This window comes from Bythopirellula goksoeyrii (assembly GCF_008065115.1).
Lineage (GTDB): Bacteria > Planctomycetota > Planctomycetia > Pirellulales > Lacipirellulaceae > Bythopirellula > Bythopirellula goksoeyrii.
This window is the reverse complement of the sequence record NZ_CP042913.1, coordinates 803,480-817,044: the sequence shown is the minus strand read 5'-3', so window position 1 is coordinate 817,044 and position 13,565 is coordinate 803,480. Positions and strand designations below refer to the sequence as shown.

Below are 13,565 nucleotides of genomic sequence, written 5' to 3'. Positions count from 1 at the left end.
GAATAGCCGCAGGAAACCTTCTTGGGCGATCTACGTTTTCTATTCAATTTGTCCTGGGAGTTGAAATATGAGTTCGGCTACTACCGTAATTGTCGGAGGTGGCGTCATAGGCCTCAGCACCGCCTATCAACTTGCGAGGCGCGACGCAGGGCGCATTATTTTGATCGAAAAGGGACAACTCGGAAGTGGTGCGAGCAGTCGTGCAGCCGGCATTGGCACCCATCTACTTTGGAGTGAGACGGGAGTCCGTGCTCGACAATTAGGTTTTCAGTTGTTTCGCGAGTTTTCTACCGAATGGGACGACTACACTTTTCACGACGAACATGGTTGTCTCAACCTTGTCAGCCCCAGTGAATGGGAGGCTACAGCGGAATTATTTGAGATGTACGATCAGTTAGGCATTCCTTATCAGATTCTCGACGCGAAGGAAATTCACTATCGCTGGCCTACTCTTTGTCCTCCTGAAAACTACAGCGGACTGTATGATCTATATGGTGGATATAGTGAACCGGATGAGTATATCGCAGCACTTCTCAAACGGATTCGACAACTCGGCGTCCAAGTCTTTGAAGACGAGCCTGTGGTCGACTTCTTGCAAGATAGGAATCGCCTTTCGGGAGTAATGACTTCTGCTCGTACTATCGAAGCCGACAATATCATAAGTACCGTCCACATTTGGAGTCTACCTCTGTTAAGCAAACTCGAATTACGATTTCCCATGAAGGCCTTTGTCCATCAGCGCTATGTCTCGAAACCGTTACCGATACCCTGGTTAGCACCCCCTGTGAATGCAAATTCCTATCTAGGCTATCTTCGACCCGCTTTTGGCAATCGTATCTTAATGGGGGTCGAGACACCCGACCGCGAAGAGCACCTTCCCACGGCTGACTTCGAGATGAACGAATTGTCAACTAGACTCGACATTCGCGACCAGGCAAAAAGTCATTTATCGCAGCTAGCTCCAGTTCTGAAGGACGTATCGTGGGAAAGCGAGTCCGTGGGTCTTCTTTCATTCAGTTGCGATGGAGAACCAATACTTGGCCCAGTGCGACAGATGCCTGGACTATTCGTCGCAACGTCGTTCCATTCCGGTGGATTTAGCTACAATGCAGTTGCCGGTCAGCTCATGGCTGAGTTAGTCACAGAAGGAGTAACTTCGATCGACATTAGCGCGTTCACTCCGGATCGATTCGATCCTGATAAGGCAATCGACTATTTGGCCACCAAGGTTCCCCAATTCAATGCAGTTCGGAGGCGCCACTGATGAGGTGTAATAATACTAGTTGGTTTGAGCCGATGCGTAGACTTTTGATAACCTATGATCCTTCTTCGTATGAGATCCCTTGAAAACCATTAGCAGCCCAAGTCGAGACTTGTCACTCGTATTGGGATCAGAGTGGTGAATCGTTTGGCAATGATGGATTGCCATGTCGCCAGGCTCTAGTGTGCAACAAAACTGGGTGGATTTTGGAATTTCGGGCTCTTCTGACAATCCAATCGAATTTCCTGCTGTTCCAGATGGTTTAGTCGGCAACATCCCTTGGTGTTGAGACCCCTGTATGTAGTACACGGCCCCGTTTTCCACAGTCACAGGATCGATGGCAATCCATACGGTCAAGACGTCAGGAGGCGATTGGCAAAAATAAGCATTGTCTTGATGATAGGGAACCCCCGACCCAACTCGCGCTGGCTTATTAAAAGTCTCTACTGCAACTAGTTCAGGCTCGCCTTTGACAAGATGGCCTACGAGACTGAGTAGACGATCGTCATTTGCTAGTTGGCGGAAATAACCATCATACAAGTCTAATCGCCATAGGTTTCTAATAGTCTTCCCGTCGGCTTCGTAGGTGCAATGCGGCTGAGCTTGGTTGGCTAGTACTTCGTCAACGTAGCGGTTTAGCTGGGATCGCAACTCGTTGATGTGGTTGATATCAAAAAACTCTCGGAGGCGGATAACCCCGTTTGTCGCATACTCTTGTGCTTCTGTATCCCAATCCGCCATCTTCAACTCCTAGTTAGATGTTGTCTGCGAAATGAATGCTTGTGCTACGAATAGCTAGGATTGTGTCTTGATGTTTGCTTAGGGCAGTTCTTTGATGTAGACATTGCGGAAGTAAAGATTATTGCCGTGGTTCTGCAATTCAATTTGTCCGGTAGGATAAATGGGTTTGTCCGGTTCCCAATAGTTTTCCAACGGAGTTGCATCTACGACCAGCTTGCCATTGAGCCAAACCGTGACCAGGTTTCCAACCATTTTAATGCGGAAGGTATTCCATTCTCCTACCGGATTGTCAGCCATCACCAACGGTTCACTCGGATGGTTCTTGTTGTTATAAAGGCCTCCGGAACCGATGTTATTCGACTCAGGATCCCAAATCTGAACTTGTGGCGAACCACGGAGATATATACCACTGTCCCCCTTGGGGAGAATCTTAAAATCGACATAGAGTTCGAAGTTCTCGTAATCCTTTACAGTACATAAGCTGTCTCCTTTGCCATCAAACTCAAGAATCCCGTCCACTACTTTCCAATGCTCCCGCATACGGACGTCTGCATTGGATTGTGCGGCAGAGAGATCTTCTTCACTCATTTCGGATCGCGATTTAGGATCCCCTACCAAACCTTTCCACCCGGACAGATCCTTCCCATTTAGAAGAGAGGTAAAGCCCGGAGGAGGACTATTCGTCTCACTTTGGTTGGCAGCAATCGCATTACATTCCAAAACAAGAAGGCTTCCGATTAGATAGGCGGGCACAAAACTAAACTTCATACACATTCAATTTCCTTTCAACTGATTTAGCACGAGTCGGAAGACTACAATACAAACGGTGCCTCAGGAACGTTCCTTGGCTGGATACGGGTCATGTTCTAGTAGCTGACAAGGAACCATTTTCTCTGATTCAGGGTCCCACCCCATCATTTGGCCAGTTCGCCAAGACTCGTTTGCCATCACCGACGCGGCCATTCCTGCAAATCCTAAGCGAACGGGACAATTCAATGGCTCTCCATTTCGCATGTGATTATGGAGATTTGTGTGATGAAGATTTACGTCTTCTCCACCCGTTTTTTTGTGCTCTGCAAGAATCTTGCCGTCCTTGTCCTTTGCCACCCACCCATCATTCGTGAAATAGAGTGTTCCTCGGTATCCACGAATGAGATGGTCGAAATCAACGCGATTGCTCTGAGTGCCAAGTACATAAACGGTCAACCCCTCTGGGTACTCGCAGATCATCTCGAAATTGTCAGGCAAATCGCGATTCTCTGGCCACTGCCAAATACCACCCATGCCCACAACTCGACGAGGCATGTGCAGATCGAGTGCCCGGATCATGCGTGTAATACGATGGACAAATAGGTCGCCAGCAATTCCGCCCGAGTACATAGAAAAATTGCGCCATTCGAAATAGTGATGAGGGTTCCATTCTACATTTGGAGCAGGACCGAGCCAAGCTTTCCAATCCAAGTCCGGCGGCTTTGGCAGGTCGTCTTTTAGATCCGGTACACAGAAAAGACCTTGAGACCCATACCGCCGAACGTACTCGATTTGTGCCTGGACAACTTGACCAATCACTCCGCCTTGAATCGCTTGATTAGCAGACGAATAACTATCGTCGGACATCCCTTGTACACCAACTTGAAGAGGTAATTCCGTCTCGGCCTGCTTCTTCCACACCGATAGTGCCTCGGGGATCGTGTGTGTCATCGGTTTTTCACAGTAAACCGCCTTTCCCGCATCGAACGCATCGAGAGTCATTTGAGCGTGTTGATGTTCAGGAGTTGCAATGACCACATAGTCGACTTGCTTACTGTCAAGCACCTCGTGATAGTTCAAGGTTGCCAAGGAAGCGTCAGTTGTGCTGGCTCCCTCATCCGCACGCGATTTCCAACAATCGGCTACGGCTAGTGCGAGAAGATTGTTTGATTCCTTCAGGTCGTTGTATGCCCGCATGTGATTGGCAGCCATGCCGCCTGCACCAATGAAACCGATCCCAATTCGATCGTTGGCTCCTAGAATTCGACCATAACTCTTTGCAGTCCAGCTCATACTCGCAGCCGCTGCGGCGGTTGTCCAAAAAAATGAGCGACGCGATACCTTGGTTTGTGTTGATTTAGGTTCCACTATTTGAAACTCTCCGAGAATAATCGAGGCATTATGGCAATATAAGCAACAGGTGAAAATGGTCCGCTTTTTCGGCGATTCCACAAGAAATTCAGGAAAAGAGCAACTATTTGCTTGTATGATAATCCTATTAAGACTAACATGCAATCGTATGGCAGTTGCCGCGGCAAACTTTCTAGATCCTGAATTAATTCCCTAGAGTAATCTCAATATTGAGTACTACCTACAGTTTAATCGGAATCAATCAAGTCGAAAGAAGTTGGTTTCACGCTGCTCCTAAAGTATGAACTATTCGGGTTCAACTGATTTCAATCAAGAGCTCAAGTATTATACGATTCAGATATTGCTGGGACAGAAATTTCGTTGATTACAGGCACAGAGAAGGAGAATTCATGAGAGCAATATGCCAATTCGCATTTACAGTGATACTGTTCCTTTTATCAGGCTCCGCGAGTGCGGTACTTATCGAATCGCTGGATTTCACTAATGGCGGTAGCGCATGGACGGTGGTTCCGTCAGACACGGGTCTACCGTTGGTATTCGAGAAGGGTGGGGATCCGACCAAAGTCGGTTTTGAACATCCAAACACGAGTGGAACCGGGCATTACAACTTGTTCCGAGAAATCTCCGCTCCTGCGGGTTTCTCGATGTCGAATATCCGTCTCGAAGCGCTTGGCTCTGGATTTAGTTCTTGGATTATGGACGGTCGAATCGGTATGGGATTTGCGCAACCTACAACCACTCTATCGTTTGATTATTCCACATACATTGGGGCAGAATACAATGGGCAAGTGGTAGTCGATGTGCCTCTGGCCTTGGATGCTACGGGGGATGCAACCCTCAGTGGTCTTACGAGCGTTCATGTCGGAGTGGAGGTTGTAAAAGGACTGGGGCATGTATCGCAGCATGTAGATATCAGTCAGATGAATCTCTACGCGGACCTGACCCCGCTTCCAGTTATTCCTCCTGCTCGTGAACCGCTGACGTTTCAAAGTTCTGGTTTGTACGGGGGTTGGAATGGGTATTTCGTCAATCCTGAGACTCCGTTTGACCATCATGTGGTGCAAGCAGTTGCTACTCAAGGTGACGCTCAAGGGCACTCGGCGTGGAATGATAATCTACAGCAAGCCCGTGCCGGAGGTAAGCGAATCATTGCTGATCTTATCCCGCAGGCTTCCAATGGATCGGGGGGGTTCTTTGGGATTACCGACCTCACACCGAGCTCGCCGGATTCCGATATAGACAAGTTGGCTGCAGTTGTTGACGAATTCTTTGCCCAAGTCGACAAGAATGAACTATACGGAATTACACTGGGCGAGGAGCATATATTTTGGGACGGGCGAGTGGATCATCTCAATAAACTCTATGACAAAATCAAAATTAATCACCCTGATCTACCAATCTTTCAGTGGTACACCCCCAGTAGCATTGGGACAGCACCAGGGGTATCTGGTTTCTACAATTTGAATTCTGATGGCTGGGTTTCAGACGAATATATTCTGGATCAACCTAATATGGAACAGAACACACGTGCATATGTGATTCAGCAAAAACCGATCACCAATATCCTGTGGGCCGGTGGAGATGGTTTTTCTATCCCATTCATTCAGGAACGTTTCGACGAACAGATTGCTGTACATCAGAAGTATGATGTCGCGGCAGGTTATTTCACATGGTCAGGAGTTGGTGGTCTGTATGGCTGGGATCCAGGTGTGGATTCTGTAACGGCAGCCAGATTTGATCTCGTAAAGAATACAGCGATTGCTGCAGCATCGGCTCCAGCACCTGATTCGGCCTCCTGGGACACGGTACCCTGGGAAATCCCGACCATTGAGTTGGCTTTCCTCTCGCAGAGCGACGTAACTCCTTTCTATACCGAGGACTATATCTCTGACAGGGTAGTGCGATTTATCAATCAAACCGACATCACGGGATTTGCAGATTTGCGGTGGGACTCGTCTCCCGTGGAACTCCGGCCTCGCGAAACGGGGGCAGCATCCTCTTCGGTTGCTTACAATTTTAGCAGTGCCTTTCCTTTGACCGAATTGCGGATCGACGCTCCCGGCTTCATCACGCCTGGTACCGACGGGGCGGTGACCCTGTCAGTGCTCGACATGGATGGCAATCTTCTGCAGAGCACCACCATGACCGCTGGGGGTGCGATGAGCATGACCGTACCAGGTGGCTCCTTCCCAGGGCGTGAATTCCAGGTCGCCTACACCATGACAGGCACCTCGCTAACTGTGGGTGATGTTCTGGCAGGTGTGGACTCAATTGACGTCGATGCTGATGTCGTGATACCCACCCAAAAAGCCATTGATCTGGAAATCGGTGCTGGGGGCCTCGTATCGTTTGAGGAAGATTTGAGTGGCATGAGCGTCTTTCATACTGCGGAGTTTAATAATCTCGGAAAAGTTGGCTATTCCAACGCTGGCCTGTTCGCCAATCAGAATCCGGGCCAACTCGAGGTGATCCAGGAATTTGCCACGCCCGAGGACATCACCCTCACCGAATTGCGCGCGACTGGTGCAGCAGATCAAGACAATCCTTCCTTCCAAGCCACGATAGGTATCGGCATTTCTTTGGATGGGATAAACATTATCGACCAGGTTACGTCGTCCGGAACATTTGATGGTGAGTTGTTGCTCGATTTAACGAGCCAGTCAATCGAGTCGGACTCCTTCTTTGTTCACTTGCTTCTTGATGGAAGCTATGGATTGATTGAGTCCTATACTCTGGAAGGAATTGGCCCAGGGATAGACGGTGATTTCGACGGCGATGGCGACGTGGACGGAAACGATTTCCTCGTCTGGCAGCGCAACCCTGCCGTGGGGAGCTTGGGGGACTGGCAGGCCAATTACGGCATGGGTGTCAGCCCATTCAGTGCGACACAGACAAGCGTTCCGGAGCCAACATCGGCCCTCCTACTGAGTATTGCTTTGACGACCCTAATCCAATTCAATCGCAAGAGAAGCAATTGAAGTGAGTCGACAAGCTGGCCCTATTAGATGTTGGTTCGACAAGTTTTGTGTATCTTTACTACACGCAATGTTTGACTCAATATTTCAGGAAAGATACTTCTAAAACGAGGCAATTTTACTATCCATCTGCTAGTTCTTCTTTCTTCCTGCCAGAAAACAGTGAGGTGTGTTATGAAAAACGGATTTGCGGTTTTAGGTCTTCTTTTGGCAATCAATTTCACGCTTACGTGTCGTGCGGAAGAAATCCCCGGCCCTCGTGTTCCTTTGACTTTCAAGGACTCCGGATTGTATTGCGGATGGAATCAATACTTTTTGCAAGCTGATACGCCGTTCGATTACTTCATCGTGCCAGCCGTCGTGAGCGAAGGGCAGGATATCTCCGAATGGAACGATAGCTTGCAAAAAGCTCGTCGCAATGGAACGCGGGTCATTGTAGACCTAGTTCCACGAGCCAAAAACGCTGATGGGGAATTCTATGCTGTCCACCATCTTAGTCATGATGCGGACGATTCAGAAATCGAAAAGCTTGCAGCTGTAGTGGATGATTTTTTTACCCAGGTTGACAGTAGCGAAATCTATGCAATTACTCTGGGTGAAGAACACATCTTTTGGAATGGTCGTGATCGGCATCTGAACCGACTGTACGAGTTGATCAAGGCGAAGCATGACGTGCCAATTTATCAGTGGTACTCTCCTAGTTCGCATGGGTCGATACCGGGAGTAACAGGTTGGCCGAACTTAAAATCAGATGGTTGGATGGCGGACGAGTATCATCTCGACCAACCTGACATGGAGCGCGCGATGCGTGGCTACACGGTCATGCAGAAACCTATCGTTCAAATTATTTGGGCAGGAGGCGGCCAGCAGTCAGTGCCTTATATCCCCCGTCGCTTCGGAGAGCAATGGGAAGTCTGTCGAAAGTACAATATCCCCACTTCCTATTTCGCCTGGTTTGGGCGACCAGGCGCGTGGTGGGGTTGGCAAAAACAAGCCCCCGATAGCCTCAAGCAGACCTTCGCTCGTGTTCTCCAATATTCGATGGAAGCCAAGTTAGACCCAGGTCCCAATAAAAGTTCTTGGGATACTGTTCCGTGGGAGACCCCCATAATCGAGCTTGCTTTCTCTTCGTCAAGTGATACTTCAGCCTCCTACCAAGAAGACTACGCCCAAGATCGAACACTGCGATTTGTCAACGATACTGCAATTACAGGTTTTGCCGATCTGAGATGGGATTCGACCCCTGTAGAACTGCGCCCTCGCCAAGTCGGGCCTGCGGAGTCCTCGGTTGCTTATTCGTTTGCTAGCGCATTTCCAATTTCAGAACTGCGAGTCCATGCTCCCGCTTTCATTGCGCCTGAAACCGATGCTGCGGTCTCGCTTTCAGTGCGAGATTCTGTGGGAAGTGAAATTGGTTGCGCAACACTTGGCCCACAAGGAACGATGGATTTGGTGATTCCTGGTGATCGTTTATCAGGGACAAATTTTCAGGTGGTCTACACGATGGGTGGAACGGCCAAAACTAACGGCGAGGTGTTAGCAGGTGTTGAGTCGATTGAAGTGGAAGCGGATGTCGTCCCGCCTCAAGAGAAAGTGTTGGAACTTGAGGTCAACGATGACGGCAAAGTGCTTTTTGAAGAAGACCTGCGGGATATGAGCATTTACCATACTGCGGACATCAAGGAACCCAGGAAGATTGTCCAATCCCCGGCCGGGCTGCATGCCAATAGCCCTGGCGTGCTTGAAATTGTCCAACATCTAAAGGTACCGCAGGATATCAACCTCTCTAGGCTACGTGCGGAGGGCAACGCAGCTGCCAATGACAGCCCAGCCAAAATTGGTATAGGAGTTTCGCTCAATGGGACTGATCTCGTCGCCCAGGAAAAGACGGATGGTAATTTCCGAGGCGAAATTGTGCTTGAATTAGACGATCCAATTCAAACGAATGATTTCTATGTGCATCTTTTTCTTGAAGAGGGCAACACGGTCATAAAGTCCTATGCCGTTGAAGGCGACGTGGTGTCTCCAAGCGATAATCAACCCTAGTTGTGATGCGGATTTCGCAGAACTCTATTATTGTCAAGCAATTGGAGTGATGCCTACTAGCCCACTCTCAAGAAAGGATTGTCTGTGTACGAGCGTGTAATTGGATTCATCTCCGGAATACTTCTGTGTCTCGCTGTATTATTTCTCACTGGTGCAGCTCCTACAGAATCTCCCAACGAAAATAGTGCATTGATATGGAGCAACGAAAACATCACTGTGACGGTTGGACCACAGCAAGCGTTTAAAACGTTGGAAGCGGCCTTCGAATGGTCAAGCAAGCGAGTATTCATCAATGGCGGCAGTCTCACGATTTCACTTGCTGCTGGGGAACACATTCTCCAGAACTATGACTTCCGAAACATGAATGCTAGGAGCGTTTTCATAACAGGACCACAGCTCGAGGGCGATATGCCACGTGTTGCGGACATGACGGGGCAGAAGGCGGCGGATATCGATTTCATAAAGTCGAAGTTCGGGGCGTGGATTGAAATCCGTGGTAATAAAATACATGGACTTGCCTTGCCCTATGGTCTTGGTGGTCTCGACAACGTGGCGATCATCAACCGTGACACCTATGGCGATGGCCCCACGAGATATACGATTTCGTGTGGCTTGCACCATTCTTGGGAAACAAGTGAAACCAGCGCGTCCATTCGTTTAGGCAAAGTAGCGATTATCGGCGGCGTATGGGGTATCAATTCGGTGGGGTGCCGAGTAGTCAACAAGAGCGATCTATTCTTCGCCTACCATTACAATGGTGGCCCGATGCACCTGAGTTCAAACAGCCAGTATCGAAGTAACTTTGCAATGAATCACAGTTTCCAGGCTTATGTGCCGAACGCACAGTACGGAATGATTTGTCACGATAGCTCTGCTTGGATGGATTACAATTGCACAATTCAAGGAGCCAATATTGCATTCGTTGCCAATGGAGGTGGAGCACGAATCGAAGCTCGCGGAGCAGAAGTCATCGATTGCCAGGTTGTTGCTTCAGGCGAGAGCGGAGGTGTAATCAATATTCCCTTCCACACTGCTACGAATTGCGACGCCTCAGCAGTAAATACTACGTTGGAACTCTGGAAAGGCTACGCAGTTGCTCACAAGTCTGTCTACTTCGCTGGGGCAAGATCGCTTGTGAATATCTACCAGTCCAAGCTTCGAAATATCAAGGGAGACTTTGGATTCTATGCAGTCGCTGGCGGAGAAATCTTCGGGAAAGCTGTGGAACTGAATGACTATTATTTCACAAAACTGCCCCAGGGAGCATTTGCATATGCCGACAGCGGCTCCGAGATCATCTTGGATATAGCAGCCTCGAGCCCACGACCTGATTCAAGCGATCGAATGGTAGCTGACAACGGAGGTCGGATCTACGCTCAGGGTTCTACAGGTGTGACTTATGAACCTGAAGACAGCGGTCAGATGAACCAAGAAGGTTCTCTGGTAGTCCAATGATTCTAATTTGCTTTTTATCATCTAGTATGAGAATTCACACGATATGTCATGAAACCACCAACAAGTTTGGGCTGGTCAAGCTGCTGAGTAACAAATGCATGCCCAGTCTATTGGTTTGCTGGGGGAGTGCCTTTTTATTCATCATGTCCTGCGCAGGCACTCTTTATGCTAACGATAGTAATAAACCAACTCGCGTCAGCTTTGATCGTCACATCCGACCGGTACTTAATAAGCATTGCGTCGCTTGCCATGGTGGTGTAAAGCAAGCTGGCGATATATCCTTCGTTTATCGTGATCAAGTTCTTCCTCCAAACGGTTGGGTAATCGAGCCAGGTAACCCCGAGGAATCCATTCTCTTGGAGCGAGTGACGTCGCAGGATCCCGATCTGAGGATGCCTCCTCCCGACCATGGACCTGCACTATCCAAGGAGGATTGTGATTTACTTCGCCAATGGATTGCCGAAGGTGCTCAGTGGCAAGAGCATTGGGCATTTCGCCCGCCTCAGCCCAGATTCCCTCCGAAGATAAAGAACCGTGAATGGATTCTCAACGATGTGGACCGATTCGTTCTTGCTCGCTTGGAAGCTGAAGGATTGCAGCCTAGCGAGGCCGCTTCCCCAAATCTCTGGCTGCGCAGGGTTAGTCTCGATCTTATAGGATTACCCCCGACACCTTCCGAGGTACGTAGTCTCACCGATGCTGTCAAAAATCGAGGCGAAGCAGCCTACGCTGCTGAAGTTGATCGCTTGCTGGCGTCTCCTCATTTTGGCGAACGCTGGGCGAGTGTGTGGCTCGATCTTATTCGATACGCCGACTCCGATGGACTTGGAGTAGATGCCCGAGCCAATGTATGGAAATATAGAGATTGGGTCATTGAGGCACTCAATAGTGATATGCCTTATGATGAATTTACCATCAAGCAACTCGCTGGGGATTTACTACCTGATCCTGGAATAAGGGATCTGATCGCAACAGGGGCTCATCGACTAACCCAATCGAATAACGAAGCTGGCACTGATGATGAAGAGTTTAGAATTGCCGCGGTTCTTGATCGCGTCGATACGACATGGCAAGCATGGCAAGGCTTAACTTTCGGCTGCACTCAATGCCACAATCATCCCTACGATCCTTTTCGACACAAAGAATACTATCAATTCGCCGCTTTTTTTAATAATACGGCAGACAGCGATTTAGGCGACCATCAACCAGCGATTGAAGTGCCAGAGGACATATCTGAGTACGAATCGTATGAATCACTATTCCAACAAAATGCAAATTTGCAGAATGATTTGTGGAAGAAAGATCATAGTTTTCTAACTTATGACGTGGCTTGGCACCCCTTGAAACTCTTACATGCGAAATCCAACACAGTGACGGGCATAGAGGTGCGAGAGAATGAGGGCATTAGTGAATTCATCGCGACAGACGCACTGGCAGATGAAACAGAATTTACTCTCGAGGCACCTCTCCCCGAGCACTGCGACCCTATCGCCGCAGTGAGAGTAACAATCTCACCGCTTCATGCAGAGCGTGCGATAAGTGACTCGGAATGGGGATTTGTTCTATCTCATGTCGACGCTGAGCTATTTATTCCCGGAATCGAAACTATTCGGAAACTAGTCTTCAAGCGAGTCATCACCGATGAGCCAGTACCAATCTACGATCCAAATGAAAGTCTCAATCCAGATTCAAAGGAAGGATTCTCCGCACCAAGCCGCATTTATCACTCTCGTCAGGCTGCGTTCGTATTAGAGACTCAGTGCGAAGTTCCATCTGGAAGTTGGCTCAGACTCCGGTTGAAAAACAACGCTATCTCTGCGGGATTTGCGTTGGTTCCTCGACGTGGTCACGTAGAAATTTCTGATGATCCTACCCTAGGCACTCTAGTGTCAGATGCAAATTACGATCGTCTGGAGCAGCTTAAGAAGGATCTTTCCGAGTTCCAAACAACTGAACTACCCATCATGAGGGAGATCCCTGAACATCTCTCTCGCATTACGCATGTGTTCGATCGTGGACTGTTTCTAACCAAGGGTGAGCAGGTTGGTCCCGGTGTACCCCAAGCATTGCCTGCCTTTGATGATTCCGAAGGTCTCAACCGATTGGCATTAGCCCAGTGGCTTGTCAGTCCTAAGAATCCACTGACTGCACGCGTAGCAGTCAATCGCTTATGGGCTCGGTTGTTCGGGACAGGCCTAGTCGCCACGGAAGAGGATTTCGGGTCGTCGGGGGAACGGCCTTCGCATCCGGAACTTCTTGACCTACTCGCTCTACAATTTCAGCAAACACACCAATGGAGCATCAAGAAACTGTTGAGGCAGATTGTCCTTTCAAATACCTACCGTCAATCGGCTACTGTAACGAGAGAACTCCTTGAGAAAGATCCTAACAATCGATTGCTCGCTCGCGGACCTCGTAGTCCTCTTTCGGCAGAGATGGTCCGCGATCAGGCACTTTCTATTTCAGGATTGCTGAGTTCCAAGCTCTATGGACCGCCCGTGCAACCGCCCATTCCGGATGGCGTTTGGACTCCATTTGATAAGGAGGAGTGGAAAACAGCGGCTCGAGGCGAAGAAGATCGGTATCGCCGATCAATTTACACCTACGTCAAACGGAGTATTCCCTATCCAATGGCCGCAGTGTTCGATGCGCCTTCACGTGAGTTTTGTACTCCGCGGCGTTTGAGGTCAAACTCTCCACTGCAAGCACTGACAATGCTCAATGATGAGGTGCTGGTTGAATGTGCAGAGTCACTCGCTGGACGCATGGATCAAGCCGGTTTGACTCTTGAAGAGCAGTTTTTCTATGGCTTTGAGCTTGCCACAAGTCGGAACCCTACGCCTACGGAATTGGATGAACTCGTAAGTCTTTATAGCAATAGTGGGGGTGACGAAAAACGTTTGCAAGCATTGACGCAAGTTGCAACGGTCTTGTTAAACCTCGATGAAATCATGATGAAATAGGGG

Annotated in this window: 8 protein-coding genes; 5 read left to right on the top strand and 3 right to left on the bottom strand. The window is 49.0% G+C overall.

Annotated elements, in window-relative coordinates:
• The first annotated feature begins 67 nt into the window (after window positions 1-67).
• On the top strand, window positions 68-1,264 hold the full coding sequence (locus tag Pr1d_RS03215; RefSeq protein ID WP_148072178.1) for an NAD(P)/FAD-dependent oxidoreductase: 1,197 nt from the start codon (window positions 68-70) through the stop codon (window positions 1,262-1,264).
• Between the two features lie 15 nt (window positions 1,265-1,279).
• Here Pr1d_RS03215 and Pr1d_RS03210 read toward each other — a convergent pair whose 3' ends face one another.
• The 3 genes from Pr1d_RS03210 to Pr1d_RS03200 form a co-directional block, all read right to left on the bottom strand.
• Window positions 1,280-2,002 carry a phytanoyl-CoA dioxygenase family protein gene (locus Pr1d_RS03210; RefSeq protein WP_148072177.1) on the bottom strand — a complete coding sequence of 241 codons (723 nt, stop codon included), beginning with the start codon at window positions 2,000-2,002 and terminating at the stop codon, window positions 1,280-1,282.
• 78 nt (window positions 2,003-2,080) lie between these two features.
• Complete coding sequence (locus Pr1d_RS03205) at window positions 2,081-2,770, bottom strand: 3-keto-disaccharide hydrolase (RefSeq protein ID WP_210417870.1); 690 nt, start codon at window positions 2,768-2,770, stop codon at window positions 2,081-2,083.
• A 63-nt stretch (window positions 2,771-2,833) separates the two neighbouring features.
• Window positions 2,834-4,120, bottom strand: a complete 1,287-nt coding sequence (locus tag Pr1d_RS03200; RefSeq protein WP_210417869.1) for a Gfo/Idh/MocA family protein — start codon at window positions 4,118-4,120, stop codon at window positions 2,834-2,836.
• Window positions 4,121-4,512: 392 nt separating this feature from the next.
• Between Pr1d_RS03200 and Pr1d_RS03195 the strand changes: the two genes are divergently transcribed.
• The 4 genes from Pr1d_RS03195 (at window position 4,513) to Pr1d_RS03180 (ending at window position 13,562) form a co-directional block, all read left to right on the top strand.
• Window positions 4,513-7,101 carry a hypothetical protein gene (locus tag Pr1d_RS03195; protein ID WP_148072175.1) on the top strand — a complete coding sequence of 863 codons (2,589 nt, stop codon included), beginning with the start codon at window positions 4,513-4,515 and terminating at the stop codon, window positions 7,099-7,101.
• A gap of 171 nt (window positions 7,102-7,272) precedes the next feature.
• A complete protein-coding gene (locus tag Pr1d_RS03190) occupies window positions 7,273-9,144 on the top strand; it encodes a hypothetical protein (RefSeq protein ID WP_148072174.1) in 1,872 nt (623 codons plus the stop codon).
• An 84-nt stretch (window positions 9,145-9,228) separates the two neighbouring features.
• On the top strand, window positions 9,229-10,599 hold the full coding sequence (locus Pr1d_RS03185; RefSeq protein ID WP_148072173.1) for a hypothetical protein: 1,371 nt from the start codon (window positions 9,229-9,231) through the stop codon (window positions 10,597-10,599).
• 98 nt (window positions 10,600-10,697) lie between these two features.
• Window positions 10,698-13,562, top strand: coding sequence for a PSD1 and planctomycete cytochrome C domain-containing protein (locus Pr1d_RS03180; protein WP_168205028.1), 2,865 nt, complete (start codon window positions 10,698-10,700; stop codon window positions 13,560-13,562).
• Window positions 13,563-13,565: the final 3 nt, after the last annotated feature.